Origin of the sequence: Kitasatospora albolonga (assembly GCA_002082585.1) — a bacterium.
Taxonomy (GTDB): domain Bacteria; phylum Actinomycetota; class Actinomycetes; order Streptomycetales; family Streptomycetaceae; genus Streptomyces; species Streptomyces stephensoniae.
Genome location: CP020563.1, coordinates 4,553,132 through 4,568,354, shown reverse-complemented (window position 1 = coordinate 4,568,354; position 15,223 = coordinate 4,553,132). Strand labels below are relative to the sequence as shown.

Sequence of the window (15,223 nt, the reverse complement as noted above, 5' to 3'; positions counted from 1 at the left end):
ATGACCCTCCAGCACCGCTCCCGCACCCTGGCCGCCGCGTCCCTGACCGTGGCCGCCGCCCTGACCCTGTCCGCCTGCGGCTTCTCCTCCGACTCGGGCTCCGCGTCCGGCTCCTCCGGCTCCGACGACGCCTCCGCCGGGGCTCCCCGTACGGTGAAGACGGCGATGGGTGACGTGAAGGTCCCGGCCACCCCGGAACGGGTCGTCGTCCTGGACTCCGCCGAGCTCGACTCGGTCCTCACCCTCGGCGTGAAGCCGGTCGGCGCGACCCACGCGGACGTGCAGTCGGGCTTCCTGAACTACCTGCCGAAGGACCAGGTCGCGGGCATCACGGACGTCGGCCAGATGATGACCCCGAACCTGGAGGCCATCGCCGGTCTCAAGCCCGACCTCATCCTCACCAGCAAGGTCCGGCACGGCGACAAGTACGCCGAGCTCTCCAAGATCGCGCCGACCGTGATGACGGAGAACACCGGCTACCCCTGGAAGGAGAACTTCCAGGTCCACGCGGAGGCCCTCAACAAGAAGGCCGAGGCGAAGATGGTCACCGACGACTACGCCCGGCACGTGGCCGATGTGACGAAGGCGCTCGGCGGCAAGGAGAAGGCGGCGGCGACCGAGGTCAACATGGTCCGGTTCGTCGAGGGCGCCGACATCCGCATCTACGGCAAGAAGAACTACATCGCCACGATCCTCGCCGACGTGGGCCTCGGCCGCCCGGCCGTCACGGACAAGGCGGCGGACGGCTTCAGCTACGACGTCAGCCCCGAGAAGATCGACCTCGCGGACGCGGACGTGATCTTCCACTCGACGTACGGCGACCCGAAGAAGTCCAAGGAGACCCAGACCACCGGCAGCGGCCTGTGGAAGAACATGGACGCGGTCAAGAACGGCAAGGTCTTCGCGGTCGACGACCAGCTGTGGATTCAGGGCATCGGCTACACGGCCGCCGACAAGATCCTCAGCGAGCTCCGGACCAACCTGACGAAGTGACTGCAGGGTCCTTCGGGCTCTCCTGCGCGACCGGTCCGGCGGAGTGACCGCCGAGGCTCCTCAGGTCCGCCTCCGGGCCGGTCCGACGAAGCACCTCCAGGCCAGCCCGGCGGAGTGACCGCCGAGGCCCCTCAGGTCCGCCGCCGGGCCGGTCCGACGAAGCAGCTCCGGGCCGGTCCGGCGGAGTAGCTCCGGGCCGGTCCGACGAAGCACCTCCGGGCCGGTCCGGCGGCGTAGCTCCAGGCCAAGTCCGGCGGAGCAGCCGCCTTTCCGGCCCCTCAGGCCCGCCTCCGCGCCCGCCACACCAGGTAGAGCGCGGAGGCGACGGCGGCGATACGGACGACGACCGGCCAGGCGCCGGTCAGCACCTCACCGAGCGCCCCCTCCTCGATGGGCTCGCCCCAGCGCCCGTCCAGCCGCCCCCACACCCAGACGAGCGCCCCGGCGACGACGACGCCCGGCAGCCCGAGGGCCGCCCACTTCGCCTCCGTACGGGAGAGGGTCCGCGAGCCGTACGCGATGAGCCAGCCGCCCGCCAGCGGAATCCACGAACCGGTGACCACTCCGGCGATCAGCAGCAGGGCGGCCAGGAGCAGCAGGGGGTGCGCGAAGCCGCCGCGCGGGGCGGGGGCGGCGGCGGCGACCGGCTCCACGACGGGGGCGGGGGCGGGCTTGCGGCGGCGCGGCCTCGGGATGCGGAGGGTACGGCGGGTCTCCTCCTCGGGGGCGGTTCCCTCGTCCCCTTCCTTTTCTTCCTGGCCCTCCTTCTCCTCGGCTTCTTCCTCGTCGTCCGGCTTCGGTGGCCGTCTGCCGAGGAGCTCCGGGGCCTCGATGCCGCCGAAGAACCCAGGGATGGCGGTCCCGGCGTCGAAGGGGCCGGGCTCCAGCCGCCACCAGTCGTCCTCACCCGCGCCCCGCTGATCGGGGCCGAGGACGTGGGGGGCGGAGGGGTGGGGCCAGGGGGTGGCGTCGGGGGCGGGGGGCTTCGAGAGATCCGTACGGGGGTGGTCGGTACGGGAGTGGTCGGTACGAGGGTGGTCGGCGGCGGGCGGGGCGGGCCGCGACGCGCCCCGCCCGGAACCGGCTTCGGCTCCGGCTTCATGGCCGGTTTTCGGACCGGCAGGCGCGGCGGGTTCAGAGGCGGGGGCAGCGGCGGGGCCCGGTTCCTTCGAATCCCCCGGACCCTTCGGGCCCTTGCGGAGGAATCCGCTCCGGGGCCGGGGAACGGCACGCCGTTGCTCCCGCGTGCCCGCGTCCCCACCCGTACGCGCACCCCTGCCCGTACGCGCGCTCGTCCCCGTACGCGCCGAGGGCGACGGCAACGGCACCGTCCCGTCGCCCGACTCCGCCGCCGCGCCGACCAGTTCGTCCGGGGTGCCGAGCCTGCCGATGATGCGCCGCACCGCCGCCGGGGAGTCCGCGCCCTCCGAGGCGCGCTGCCGGTCGATCTCGCCCCGGAGCGTCGAGACGAGCCGCATCCGGGCGCCCGACGACAGCTGGTGCTGCTGGGCCAGGTCGCCGACCCGGCTCAGGTAGTCGTAGACGAGCTGGTCGCTCTCGATCCCCACGCGGTGCGTCCCCTCTTGCGGCCCTGCCCCGACGGTAGCGTTTCAGCGGCTAACGTGGGACGGATGGGGACGACCACACCACCGCGCACGCTCGCCGAAGCCCTGCGCGCCCGGGGCGACGAATCGCTGGCCGGGCTGCTGCGTGCCCGCCCCGACCTCCTCAACCCGGTGCCGAACGACATCACCCAGCTCGCCACCCGGGCCGGAACGCGGGCCTCCGTGGTGCGCGCGCTGGAGCATCTGGACCGGTTCGCGCTCCAGACGGCCGAGGCGCTGGCGGTGGCGCCGGACCCGGCCCCGTACGACACCCTGCTCTCGCTCCTCACCGGCGACGGGCTGGACGACGGCGAGCAGCGCGACGACGCGGGGGCCACGGTCACGGCCGCGCTGCCGGGCGCGCTGGCGACGCTGCGCGAACAGGCCCTGGTCTGGGGCGAGGACGAACGGCTGCGGCTGGTGCGCACGGCCCGCGAACTGCTCGCCCCGTCGCCGCAGCACCCCTCCCCCACGGGCCTGGGCCCCACGGTCGCGGAGGCGACGGCGGGCATGTCGCCGGGCCGCCTCCAGGAGATCCTGACGGCGACGGGCCTGCCCGCCACGCACGACCCGGTCTCGGCGGTGGCGGCGCTGTCCGCCCTCTTCACGGACCGGACGCGGATGGCGGAGCTGCTGGACACGGCCCCGGTGGAGGCGCTGTCGGTGCTGGACCGGCTGGTGTGGGGCCCGCCGTACGGAGAGGTCACGCCCAACCCCACTCCCCCTGTGAAGTGGCTGCGGGACCGGGGCCTGCTCCTGCCGGTCTCGACGCGCACGGTGGTCCTGCCGCGCGAGGCGGCGCTCCACCTGCGCGCCGGGCGCGCGCACCGCGTACCCGAACCGGTCCCCCCGGTCGTCACGGCGGCGGCCGAACGTGATCCACAGGCTGTGGACAGGGCGGCGGCCGGTCAGGCGTTCACCGCGCTGTCCACGGTCGAGGAGCTGCTGAAGCTCTGGAACGGCGGCGGCCCGCCGATCCTGCGCGCGGGCGGCCTGAGCGTACGGGAGCTGAAACGGGCGGCGACCGCGCTGGACGTGCCGGAGCCGATCGCCGCGTTCTGGGTCGAACTGGCTTACGCGGCCGGGCTGCTGGCCTCCGACGGGGAGACGGACGAGCGGTACGCGCCGACCCCCGCGTACGACGAGTGGCTCGACCTCCCCACCCAGGACCGCTGGACCCATCTGGCCGCCGCCTGGCTCCCGGCCACCCGGGTGCCGGGCCTGGTCGGCGGCCAGGACGTGAAGGGCCGGGCCCTCTCCGCGCTGGGCCCGGAGCTGGACCGCTCGGCCGCGCCCGACGTACGCCGCCGGGTCCTGGCCCTCTTCACCGAACTGCCTCCCGGCACGGCCCCGGACCCGGAGACGCTGCTGCGACGGCTGCGCTGGGAACGCCCGTTGCGGGGTTCGGCGCCCTCCGGGGACGGTACGGACCTCCGCTCGCGCCTGGCGCTCTGGACGCTGAACGAGGCGGAGCTGCTGGGCATCACGGGCCGGGGCGCGCTGGCGGCGCACACCCGCGCCCTGCTGAACGAAGACGAGGGCGAGGAGGCGGCTGCCCGGCTCCTGGCCCCCCTCCTCCCCGAACCCCTGGACCACGTGCTGCTCCAGGCGGACCTGACGGCGGTGGCGCCGGGCCCCCTGGAACGCCCGCTCGCCGAAACGCTCTCCGTCCTCGCGGACGTCGAGTCGAAGGGCGGGGCGACGGTCTACCGCTTCACGCCGGGCTCCGTCCGCCGCGCCCTGGACGCCGGACAGGCGGCGGCCGACCTGCACGCGTTCCTGGCCGCGCACAGCCGTACGCCGGTGCCGCAGCCGCTGAGCTATCTGATCGACGACGTGGCCCGCCGCCACGGCCATCTGCGGATCGGGGCGGCCTCCGCGTACGTACGCTGCGACGACGAGGCGGTCCTCAACGAGATCCTGGCCGACCGCCGCTCCACGGGCCTGCGCCTGCGCCGCCTCGCCCCCACGGTCCTGGCCGCCCAGGCGGACCCCGGCGCGCTCCTGGAGGCGCTCCGCGAGATGGGGTACGCCCCCGCCGCCGAATCCGCCGAGGGCGACGTCCTGATCACCCGCGCGGGCGCCCGCCGCACCCCGCCCCGTACCCCTCCCGTCCCCGTCCCCGAAGGCCCCCCGACCCCCGACGCCACCCTCCTGGGCGCGGCGGTAAGGGCCATCCGCGCGGGCGACACGGCCGCCACTGTGGCCCGCAAGGAACCGGCCGACACCCCGTCCTCCGCCCCCGGCTCCCTCCCCCGCACCACGCCCGCCGAGACCCTGGCCACGGTCCAGGCGGCGGCGATGACGGGCTCGGCCGTCTGGATCGGCTACGTCAACGCGGAGGGCGCGGCCAGCCAGCGCGTGATCGCCCCGGTCCGCGTGGAGGGCGGCTTCGTCACGGGGTACGACCACACGGCGGACGAGGTCCGCACGTACCCGCTGCACCGGATCACGGGGGTGGCGGAGCTGGCGGAGGACGGGACGTAGGGAAGGAGGGGGCCCTTCACAGCTGGCCGCACAGGGCCTTTCGCGGCCGTCTGCGCGGGGCCCTTCACGGCCGTCTGCGATGCTGCGGCCATGTCCTCTCCTGACCGGGACCCCGAGCCCGTCTCGCCCGACCCGCCCGCCGCACCCATGCGGCCGCTGCTCACGCAGTCCTGGCTGGATCTGGCGTTCCTGCACTGGGCGGTGGACCCGGCGGACGTGGCGCCGCTGCTGCCCCGGGGGACCGTGCCGGACACGTTCGACGGGACGACGACGTACGTGGGGCTCGTGGCGTTCCGGATGCACCGGGTGGGGGTGCTCGGGCTGCCGGGGGTGCCGTATCTGGGGTCCTTTCCGGAGACCAACGTGCGGCTGTACTCGGTGGACGGGCGGGGGCGGCGGGCCGTGGTCTTCCGGTCGCTCGACGCCTCGCGGCTGATTCCCGTGCTCGTGGGGCGGGTCGCGGTCCGGTTGCCGTATGTGTGGGCGCGGATGGGGGTCGAGCGGGCCGGGGACACCCTCACGTACACGAGTACGCGGCGGTGGCCCGGGCCCCGGGGGGCGCGGAGCCGGATCGTGCTGCGGGCCGGGGAGGTGATCGGGGAACCGACTCCCCTGGAGCACTTCCTGACCGCCCGTTGGGCCCTGCACACCTCGCTCCTCGGGCGGGCCGCCTATCTCCCCAACGTGCATCCCCGGTGGCCCCTGCACCGGGCGGAACTGCTGGAGTGCGACGAGGATCTGGTGGCGGCGGGAGGGCTGCCCGCGCCGGTCGGGGAGCCGGTGAGCGTGCTGTACTCGCCGGGCGTCCCCGTGCGGTTCGGGCCGCAGCGGCGCGGGCGCTGAGACCGGCTCAGCGGCTCTGCCAGGAACGTTCCAGCAGGTGCTTGACCCGGCGGAGGTCCCCGCGCTCCGTGCGTGTGATCACCGCCGCGACCACCGGGCGCAGGAGGCGGTCGCTCCCCGTCAGGGTCACGCGCTTGACGATGTCCACCCGGCAGGACGTCTCCCCTGTCGCGGTCACCGTGCGGCTGCCCTCGGCGGTCGCGCCGTCCCCGGTCGCGTCGCCGACCACCCGCCAGGTGAAGGAGTGCCCCTCCCGCACGTCCGCGACCTCGACCACGCTCTCCACCACTCTGCCCAGCACGCGCAGGGACTCCGCCACCCTGGCCCCGTCGCACACCGGGCCGGGCGGGGTCTGGGCCATCTTCTCCAGGCCGGAACGCCACTCCAGGTCATTGGCGTAGACGTGGAGGAAATCCCACACGAACCCGGCGGGAGCCTGCACAACGGCCGAGGAACGCACAGCTATGGGCTTCATCAGAGCGCCTTTCGGAACACCTTCGCGACACCTTCGCGATGTAGTTAACCAGTTGACCATATACCGGTTAGCGGTTGCGTTACCATCGCCGTATGGCAGACCGACCCGGGACTCCCCCCGACTTCGCCGACATCGCCGTCGCCCACTGGGAGCGCGAGCGGCCGGACCTCGACTTCGCCGCCATGGGCACGCTGGCCCGCTTCGCCCGGCTCCACATCGCCGGCAGCCGTCACGTGGACGCGGTCTTCGCCGCCCACGGCCTGGACCGCGGGGAGTTCGACGTCCTGGCGAGCCTCCGCCGTACGGGGGCTCCGCACGAGATGCCGCCCTCGCAGCTCGCGGAGATCCTCCTCATCACGCGTGCGGGCATGACCAAGCGCGTCGACCGGCTGGAGGCGCGCGGCCTCGTCACCCGGCGGGCCGATCCGGACGACCGCCGCAGTCTGCGCATCGGCCTCACGCCCGAGGGGCTCGCGCTCGTCGACGCCGCCGTCACCGAGCACGCCGCCAACGAGAACCGTCTCCTCTCGCTGCTCACCGAGGACGAGGCGCACGCTTTCGACGCGATCCTGCGGAAGCTGCTGGCCGCCGTCGAAGGGCAGACCGAAGGGCGGGCCGGAGGACTGGTCGAAGGGCGGGCCGGAGGACTGGTCGAAGGGCTGGTCGAAGGGCGCCCGCCTGCCTCGGCGTGATCGGACCGGTCGCGGCCGGAGCAGGTCACAGCCCGGAAAAGCGGCGGCGAGGTAGAATCTTCTGTTCGCGTGAGCGTCCGCCGTAGCCGCAAGCTGTCCGCGCCCCCGGCGCTCCGCGGGACGATCCCACTTCCGGAGGTACATGTGTCCTGCCTGATCGTCCAGAGCGACAAGACGCTCCTCCTGGAGGTCGACCACGAGCTGGCCGAGGCATGCCGCCGGGCCATCGCCCCCTTCGCCGAGCTGGAGCGGGCGCCCGAGCACATCCATACGTACCGGGTCACCCCGCTCGGCCTGTGGAACGCCCGCGCCGCCGGGCACGACGCCGAGCAGGTCGTCGACGCCCTCGTCGAGTACTCCCGCTACCCCGTGCCGCACGCGCTCCTGGTCGACATCGCGGAGACCATGGCCCGCTACGGGCGGCTCACCCTCTCCAAGCACCCCGTGCACGGGCTCGTCCTCACCACCACCGACCGGCCCGTACTGGAGGAGATCCTGCGGTCGAAGAAGGTGCAGCCGCTCGTCGGCGCCCGGATCGACCCGGACACCGTGGCCGTGCACCCCTCCGAGCGCGGGCAGATCAAGCAGACCCTGCTCAAGCTGGGCTGGCCCGCCGAGGATCTTGCGGGGTACGTGGACGGCGAGGCCCATCCGATCGAGCTGGCCGAGGACGGCTGGGCCCTGCGGCCGTACCAGAAGCAGGCAGTGGAGGGGTTCTGGCACGGTGGGTCGGGCGTGGTCGTGCTGCCCTGCGGGGCCGGGAAGACGCTCGTCGGCGCCGGTGCCATGGCGGAGGCCAAGGCCACGACCCTCATCCTCGTCACCAACACCGTCTCCGCCCGCCAGTGGAAGCACGAGCTGGTGAAGCGGACCTCACTCACCGAGGACGAGATCGGCGAGTACAGCGGGACGAGGAAGGAGATCCGGCCGGTCACCATCGCCACCTACCAGGTGCTGACCACCCGCAGGAAGGGGATTTACCCGCACCTCGAACTCTTCGACTCCCGGGACTGGGGGCTCGTCGTCTACGACGAGGTCCACCTGCTGCCCGCGCCCGTCTTCAAGTTCACCGCCGACCTCCAGGCCCGGCGGCGGCTCGGCCTCACCGCCACCCTCGTACGGGAGGACGGCCGCGAGTCCGACGTGTTCTCGCTCATCGGGCCCAAGCGGTTCGACGCCCCGTGGAAGGAGATCGAGGCGCAGGGCTACATCGCGCCCGCCGACTGCGTGGAGGTACGGGTCAACCTCACCGACTCCGAGCGGCTCGCGTACGCCACCGCCGAGGCGGAGGAGAAGTACCGCTTCTGCGCCACCACCGCCACCAAGCGGAAGGTCACCGAGGCGCTCGTACGGAAGCACCGGGGCGAGCAGACCCTCGTCATCGGGCAGTACATCGACCAGCTGGACGAGCTGGGGGAACACCTGGACGCGCCCGTCATCAAGGGCGAGACCAGCAACGCCCAGCGCGAGAAGCTCTTCGACGCGTTCCGGAACGGGGAGATCAGCGTCCTCGTCGTCTCCAAGGTCGCCAACTTCTCCATCGACCTGCCGGAGGCCACCGTCGCCATCCAGGTCTCCGGAACGTTCGGGTCGCGCCAGGAGGAGGCCCAGCGGCTGGGGCGCGTCCTGCGGCCGAAGGCCGACGGGCACGAGGCGCGGTTCTACTCGGTCGTCGCCCGCGACACCATCGACCAGGACTTCGCGGCGCACCGCCAGCGGTTCCTGGCCGAGCAGGGGTACGCGTACCGCATCGTCGACGCGGACGAGCTGCTGGCGGAGAGCTAGACAGAGCTGGAGCTGGAGCTGGATACAGTCGGCCCATGTCCCCTCGTCCCCCTGACCTCGCCGCCGGTGCCGACGTCACCGGCGTCGGTGCCGGAAACGTCGGCGTCACCGGCGTCGGTGTCGGCAACGTCGGCGTCACCGGCGTCGGGACCTGGTCGCGGGAGCCCGGCACCGTGACGTGCCGGGCCTCGGCCGTTCCGCCGGGGGCCGACGCCCCGTTCGCGATCATCGCCGAGTCCCATGTCTCCGGCGTCCCCACCGAGTGGGAGCCGCACACCCACCCCCTGCACGAACTGGTCTGGGTGCGCGGCGGAACCCTGGTGTCCCGGGTCGCGGACCGGGTGTTCACCGTCTCCGAGGGGCAGGGGCTGTGGATGCCCGCCGGGGTGGTGCACGGGGGGCGGCTGACGGCGGGCGTCGCGTTCCACGACGCCTTCTTCGCCCCCGAGCGCACGCCGGTCGCGTTCGACGGGCCGACCGCCATCGAGATGACCCCGCTGCTGGAGTCGTTGCTCACCCATCTCGTCCGTACGGACCTCGACGCGGCGGCCCGGGCGCGGGCGGAGTCCGTCGTGTTCGACGTACTGCTGCCCTCGGAGCGTCAGCTCGCGCTCCAGCTGCCCGGTGACGCCCGGATCGACGTGATCGCCGAAACCCTGCTGGAGGACCCCTCCGACCCCCGGTCGCTGGAGGAGTGGGCGCGGGCGCTCGGCACCAGCGACCGGACGATCACCCGCGCGTTCCGCCACTCCACCGGGCTGTCCTTCGCCCAGTGGCGGCAGGCGCTGCGCGTCCACCGGGCGTTGACGCTGCTCTCCGAGGGGTTCGACGTGCAGACCGTCGCCCTGCTGCTGGGCTATGCGCAGACCAGCACGTTCATCGCCGCGTTCCGGCGGGTCATGGGGACGACACCGGGGGCGTTCTCCCGTACGAGTGCGGAGGGCCCGGAGGGCGGTGCCTCCGTGGCCGTCGGCCCTTCCGGCGCTCCCGGTGTCCGGAACGCCGTATCAGCTGTCTCCAACTCCTGATTGCCGACACTCCAGGCGGAATATAGCCTTCCAGGGACTTAGGCAACCCTTAGTTGTTGCCCGCCGCAGGTGATCGTCATCGGGCCAGGACAGCTCCCAGGAGAGCCGGCAGCCCGGTCGGCGACGCGCGGCGCCCGGGGTGCCCTCGCACCCCCCTCCCTCGACACGACCGGACCCTCCCATGCGCAGCAGCCCTTCCCCGCCCCCGGCCGCCCTCAACGGGCACGACCTGGTCCTGCGGTACGGAAGGACGCCCGTCGTGCACGGCATCTCGCTGACACTGGAGCCCGGTCGCGCGACCGCCCTGGTGGGACCCAACGGCAGCGGCAAGTCCACGCTGCTGCGCTCGCTCGCCCGGCTGCACCAGGTCGACGGCGGCCGGGTGACACTCGGCGGCAGCAGCGACGGTGGTGGCGAGCCCGAGCGGGCGGTCTCCCTCCTCAGCGGGCGGGAGTTCGCCCGCGAGGTCACGCTGTTCTCCCAGTCGCGGCCCGCTCCGCAGGGGCTGACGGTGGCGGAGGTCGTCGCGTTCGGCCGCCACCCCTACCGGCGCGGCTTCTCCGGGCTCTCGGCGGCGGACCGCGCGGCGGTCGCGTACGCGATGGACGCCACCGGCGTACGGGACATGGCGGCCCGCGCCGCCGGGGAGCTCTCCGGCGGCGAGATGCAGCGTGTGTGGCTCGCCGCCTGCCTGGCGCAGAACACCGGTGTCGTGCTGCTGGACGAGCCGACGAACCACCTGGACCTGCGCTACCAGATCGAGACGCTCGACCTGGTGCGCGACCTCGTCCAGGACCACGGCATCGCCGTCGGCATCGTGCTGCACGACCTCGACCACGCCGCGCGCGTCGCGGACACCCTCGTCCTCATGCGCTCCGGCCGCGTGCACGCCACCGGGCCGCCCGCCGACGTCCTCACCGCGAAGAACATCGGCGAGGTCTACGACATCCGCGTCGAGGCGGGCGTCGACCCGCGCACGGGCCGGGTCCGCATCGACCCCGTCGGGCGCCATCCGGCCCCCACCGCCCCGACCACTCCCACCGGCAGTAACAGAGAAGAAGAGGACCCCTCATGATCCGCGCCCACCGCCTCATGGCGTCAGCCGCCACCGGGCTCGCCGTCGTCCTTGCCGCCACGGCCTGCGGCACCACCGACGTGAAGACGCCCGAGGCCGGTGCCGCCGCCTCCCCGGCCTCCAAGGACTGCGCCGGGGACACCACGGCGACCTCGGCGGAGCCGGTGACCCTCACCGACAGCCTCGGCCGGAAGGTGAAGCTGGACAAGCCCGCGCAGCGCATCGCCGTCACGGAGTGGCAGCAGGTCGAGGACGCCCTCACCCTCTGCGTCACGCCCGTCGCGGTCTCCGACGCCAAGGGCTACCGGACCTGGGTCAGCGCGGAGAAGCTCCCCCAGGGCGTGACGGACATCGGAACCCGCGAGGAGCCCGACCTCGACACGCTCGCCGCCGCCGAGCCCGACCTCGTCGTCGTGGAGGCGTTCGACGCAAAGGACGAGACCCTGGTCGCCCTGGAGAAGCGGGGCATACCCGTCATCGCCACCCGGGGCGCCAACCCCGAGGACCCCATCGGCAACGTACGGGACGTGTTCAACCTGATCGGCGAGGCCACGGGGCGCACCGAGCGGGCGAAGCAGGTCATCAGCCAGTTCGACGACCGCCTCGCGGAGGCCAAGAAGCAGGTGGCCGACGCCGATCTGCCGACGAAGGACTTCCTGTTCTTCGACGGCTGGCTCCAGGGCGGCAACCTCACGGTCCGCCCGTACGGTGAGGCCGCCCTGTTCACCGCGATCGGCGAGGAGCTGGGCATGAAGGCCGCCTGGACCGACGACATCAACAAGGCGTACGGGGACGGGGGCGTCGACCCCTCGTACGGGCTGGCGCAGACCGACGTCGAAGGGCTGACCGCCGTCGGCAGGGCGAACCTCTTCTACGCCAACGACGAAGGCGCCGGAGGGTACGTCAAGGCCCTCCGGAAGAACCCGGTCTGGAAGTCGCTCCCCGCCGTGAAGGAAGGCCGGGCGCACAGCTTCCCCGCCCGGGTCTGGGGCGCGGGCGGGCCGCGCTCGTGCGAGCAGGCGATCGACGCGTACGTCGATGTCCTGACCAAGAAGTGAGCGTTCAGCACCACGAAGTGAGCGCTCCGGCCCCGGTCACGGAGGCACCGGCCCCGGTGAGCGGCGGCAGCCGCTTCGCCGGGGCCGCCGTCCTCGGGCTCCTCGCCGCCGCGATCGTGCTGGTGGGCCTCTGGCATCTGACGCAGGGGACCTCCGGCGCGGGCATGTGGGACCTGGTCCGGTACGCCGCCGGGGCGCGGGAGGACATCGGCGGGGTGCCGGTCGGGGACATCGTCGCCGGGTCGCGGCTGCCCCGGCTGCTCGCGGGCGTGGCGGTGGGGTTCGCCCTCGGTGCCGCCGGGGCGCTGCTCCAGTCCGTCACCCGTAACGCGCTCGCGTCGCCGGACACCCTCGCGGTCACCGCCGGGGCCTACTTCACGCTGTCGGCCGTCGCCGCCTTCGGGCTCACCGTGCCGCTCTGGGCCTCCGGCGCGGTCGCCTTCGCGGGCGGTCTGCTCGCGGCGGTCCTCGTGCTCGCCCTCACGGGCCGTACGGCGGGGACCTCCGGAACGCGCCTCGTCCTCGCCGGATCGGCGACGGCGATGGCGCTGGAAGCGGCGACCGCGATGCTGCTCATCCTCTTCGACCGGAACACCACCGGCCTCTTCGCCTGGGGCAGCGGCTCCCTCGCGCAGCTGAACATCGACGCGTCGACGCGCGCGATCCCGCTGGTGGCCGCGGTGCTGTGCGCCGCCCTCGCGCTCTCCCGGAAGCTGGACGTGCTGGGCCTCGGCGAGGACACCGCGGCCGCGCTCGGCGTGCCGGTCCGGGCGACCCGTACGGCCGCGGTGCTCTGCGCCGTCCTCCTGACCAGCACGGCGGTGACCCTCGCGGGCCCGATCGCGTTCGTCGGGCTCGGCGCCCCGGTGCTGGCCCGGCTGATCGCCGTACGCGTACGGGCCCTGCACCGGCACGCGCTGCTGGTGCCCGGCGCCGGGCTGCTCGGCGCGCTGCTCGTCCTGCTCGCGGACGCGGCGCTGCGCGCGGTGCTCGGGGCCGAGGGCGCCGCCTCCGTCCCCACGGGCATCCCGACCGCGCTGCTCGGCGCCGTCGTGATCGTCGTCCTCGCGCTCCGCCTGCGGGACGCGGGGCCGGTCCGGCAGCCCCCGCAGGCCCGGGCCGCCACCCGGTCCCGCCGGTCGTTCCTGCTGGTGGTGTCCGTCGCGGTGGTGCTCCTGGCCGGAGCCGTGCTGGTGGGGGTGCTGGCCGGAAGCCTCTGGCTGCGCACCGGGGACCTCGTCCTCTGGGCGCAGGGCACCGCCCCCGACCTGGTCGGGCGCGCGCTCGACGACCGGATGCCCCGGGTGGCCGCCGCGGTGCTCGCGGGCGCGGCGCTCGGTCTTGCCGGGTGCGCCGTGCAGAGCGCGGTACGCAACCCGCTGGCGGAGCCGGGCGTGCTCGGCATCACGGCGGGGGCCGGGCTCGGCGCGGTGGCCGTCGTGACGTCGGACCTGCCCGGCGGGCGGCCGGTGCTCATCGCGGCCGCCGTCGCCACGGGCCTCGCCACGTTCGCGCTGATCGCCCTGCTGGCCTGGCGCGGCGGCTTCCTGCCCGACCGGTTCGTCCTGATCGGCATCGGCTGCGGGTACGGGCTCAGCGCCGTCTCGACCTTCCTCCTCCTGCGCGCCGACCCGTGGAACACGCCCCGCATCCTCACCTGGCTCTCGGGGACGACGTACGGGCGCTCGCTCCCCGATGTCGTCCCGGTCGCGGCCGGTCTGCTGGCCGCCCTGCCGCTGCTGCTCTCGATGCGCCGTCAGCTCGACCTGCTCGCCGTCGACGAGGACACCCCGCGCATCCTCGGCGTCAGCCCGGCCCGCACCCGCTTCGCCTCGCTCACGGTCGCCGCCGTGCTCGCGGCGCTCGGCGTGATCGCGATCGGTGTCGTCGGCTTCGTCGGGCTCGTCGCCCCGCACCTCGCCCGGTCCCTCGTCGGCGCCCGGCACGGCCGCGTGATCCCGGTCGCGATGCTCATCGGCGGGGTGCTGGTCTGCGTGGCCGACACCCTGGGCCGCACGCTCATCGCGCCCGCCCAGATCCCCGCCGGGCTCATGGTCGCCCTGGTCGGCGCCCCGTACTTCGTCTGGCTGCTCCGGAGGTCCCGCGCATGACGTCGACGTACGCCGTGATCCCGTACGGGCCCGGCGCGTGGCCCGACGCGGTGCGGCGGATCGCCCCGCCCGAGGTGCTGGAGCGCTGGGGCGCGGTGGACCGTTCCCCGCACGCTCCCCGCCTGGTGGGCACGGCCGACGGGGGCGGTGCCGCGCTGGTGACGGCGCGCCCCGGTACCGCCTACGTGAAGATCGTGGACGCGGTGGGGGATGTGCCGAAGGCGGTGGCGGCCGTCGTCGCGTACGCGTACGGGCAGGGCCTCGCGCAGGTCAAGTGGGAGGGGTGGACGGCGAGCGCCGGGGAGGCCGGTGCGGCGGGCTTCGCCCCGCTGCGACTGCCGCCCGGGCCGGGGGCGGACGGGCCCGGGGCCGGGTATGTGCGGTGGCTGGGCGGAGGCGGAGGCGAGGGCGGGTGGAGGGACGGGGTTGCCGGGCCACCGCCGTACTACCGGCAGAGCACCGACTTCACCTGCGGCGCCGTCACCGCCCTGGTCGCGCAGGCGCACGCGGGCGTGGAGCGGCGGGAGGCGCTCGACCGTGAGGCGGAGCTGACCCTGTGGCGGGACGCGACCAACTTCGCCGCGTGCGAGCCGGTGGGGCTGGGTGTCGCGGTACGCCGCCGGTGGCCGTCCTCGCCGGTCGAGGTGTTCCTCGACACGGACGGGCCCGTCCTGCTCGACCATCTCTCCGGGGACGAGCGGGCGTGGCGGGCCGTGCTCCAGCGGGTGTCACGGGCGGACGCCGGTCGGCTCGGCGTCCCGGTCGAGGGGCGGCGGCTGTCCCTGGCCGGGCTCCGGGACACGGTCGGCCGACGGGAGCATGTGCTGCTTCTCGTGTCGCTGGCCGTGATGCAGGGGTTCGACGTGCCGCACTGGGTGCTGTGTCACGGGGTGGTGCCGGGGGCGGTGGTGGTGGAGGACCCGTGGTTCAACGAGGCCGCCGGAGAGACCTGGGTCGACGCCCATCTGCTGCCCGTTCCCGACGGCTCGCTCGACGCGATGTCCCTGGTCGGGCCGGACCGCGTCCGGGGCGCGGTGCGCATCGGGCACCAGTAAGAACCCGGGGGTGCTTC

The 15,223-nt window shown here is 74.0% G+C and carries 10 protein-coding genes and 2 pseudogenes; 10 read left to right on the top strand and 2 right to left on the bottom strand.

What is annotated here, in order from left to right:
• Complete coding sequence (locus B7C62_19985; GenBank protein ID ARF74260.1) at positions 1 to 993, top strand: iron-siderophore ABC transporter substrate-binding protein; 993 nt, start codon at positions 1 to 3, stop codon at positions 991 to 993.
• Positions 994 to 1,271: 278 nt separating this feature from the next.
• Here the strand turns inward: B7C62_19985 and B7C62_19980 are convergent.
• A pseudogene (locus B7C62_19980) lies at positions 1,272 to 2,561 on the bottom strand (hypothetical protein).
• Positions 2,562 to 2,624: 63 nt separating this feature from the next.
• Between B7C62_19980 and B7C62_19975 the strand changes: the two are divergent.
• Together B7C62_19975 and B7C62_19970 are read left to right on the top strand one after the other, a co-directional pair.
• Positions 2,625 to 5,084 (top strand): DNA-binding protein, encoded by a 2,460-nt coding sequence (locus B7C62_19975; GenBank protein ARF74259.1) that lies wholly within the window; start codon positions 2,625 to 2,627, stop codon positions 5,082 to 5,084.
• A 90-nt stretch (positions 5,085 to 5,174) separates the two neighbouring features.
• The gene (locus B7C62_19970) at positions 5,175 to 5,927 is read left to right on the top strand and encodes a hypothetical protein (GenBank protein ID ARF74258.1); all 753 of its coding nucleotides are present in this window, start codon (positions 5,175 to 5,177) and stop codon (positions 5,925 to 5,927) included.
• A gap of 7 nt (positions 5,928 to 5,934) precedes the next feature.
• Here the strand turns inward: B7C62_19970 and B7C62_19965 are convergent, their stop codons facing one another.
• A complete protein-coding gene (locus B7C62_19965; GenBank protein ID ARF74257.1) occupies positions 5,935 to 6,387 on the bottom strand; it encodes a hypothetical protein in 453 nt (150 codons plus the stop codon).
• 107 nt (positions 6,388 to 6,494) lie between these two features.
• Between B7C62_19965 and B7C62_19960 the strand changes: the two are divergent.
• The 7 genes and pseudogenes from B7C62_19960 (at position 6,495) to B7C62_19930 (ending at position 15,206) form a co-directional block, all read left to right on the top strand.
• A pseudogene (locus B7C62_19960) lies at positions 6,495 to 6,995 on the top strand (MarR family transcriptional regulator).
• 243 nt (positions 6,996 to 7,238) lie between these two features.
• The gene (locus tag B7C62_19955) at positions 7,239 to 8,879 is read left to right on the top strand and encodes a helicase (protein ARF74256.1); all 1,641 of its coding nucleotides are present in this window, start codon (positions 7,239 to 7,241) and stop codon (positions 8,877 to 8,879) included.
• A gap of 173 nt (positions 8,880 to 9,052) precedes the next feature.
• Complete coding sequence (locus B7C62_19950) at positions 9,053 to 9,907, top strand: AraC family transcriptional regulator (GenBank protein ARF77281.1); 855 nt, start codon at positions 9,053 to 9,055, stop codon at positions 9,905 to 9,907.
• 181 nt (positions 9,908 to 10,088) lie between these two features.
• Complete coding sequence (locus B7C62_19945) at positions 10,089 to 10,982, top strand: iron ABC transporter (protein ARF74255.1); 894 nt, start codon at positions 10,089 to 10,091, stop codon at positions 10,980 to 10,982.
• A complete protein-coding gene (locus B7C62_19940) occupies positions 10,979 to 12,040 on the top strand; it encodes a Fe3+-hydroxamate ABC transporter (protein ARF74254.1) in 1,062 nt (353 codons plus the stop codon). Before B7C62_19945 ends, B7C62_19940 begins: the two co-directional genes overlap by 4 nt.
• A gap of 17 nt (positions 12,041 to 12,057) precedes the next feature.
• Entirely contained in the window at positions 12,058 to 14,151 is a 2,094-nt protein-coding gene (locus tag B7C62_19935; GenBank protein ID ARF74253.1) for an ABC transporter permease, read from the top strand.
• Positions 14,148 to 15,206: an acetyltransferase gene (locus B7C62_19930; GenBank protein ARF74252.1), complete on the top strand. Its 1,059-nt coding sequence runs from the start codon at positions 14,148 to 14,150 to the stop codon at positions 15,204 to 15,206. Before B7C62_19935 ends, B7C62_19930 begins: the two co-directional genes overlap by 4 nt.
• The last annotated feature ends 17 nt before the right edge of the window (positions 15,207 to 15,223 follow it).

Excerpts from the sequence above, each read along its gene's own strand:
- B7C62_19985 (ARF74260.1), top strand. The coding sequence starts at position 1 with ATGACCCTCCAGCACCGCTCCCGCACCCTGGCCGCCGCGTCCCTGACC.
- B7C62_19975 (ARF74259.1), top strand. The coding sequence starts at position 2,625 with ATGGGGACGACCACACCACCGCGCACGCTCGCCGAAGCCCTGCGCGCC.
- B7C62_19970 (ARF74258.1), top strand. The coding sequence starts at position 5,175 with ATGTCCTCTCCTGACCGGGACCCCGAGCCCGTCTCGCCCGACCCGCCC.
- B7C62_19945 (ARF74255.1), top strand. The coding sequence starts at position 10,089 with ATGCGCAGCAGCCCTTCCCCGCCCCCGGCCGCCCTCAACGGGCACGAC.
- B7C62_19940 (ARF74254.1), top strand. The coding sequence starts at position 10,979 with ATGATCCGCGCCCACCGCCTCATGGCGTCAGCCGCCACCGGGCTCGCC.
- B7C62_19930 (ARF74252.1), top strand. The coding sequence starts at position 14,148 with ATGACGTCGACGTACGCCGTGATCCCGTACGGGCCCGGCGCGTGGCCC.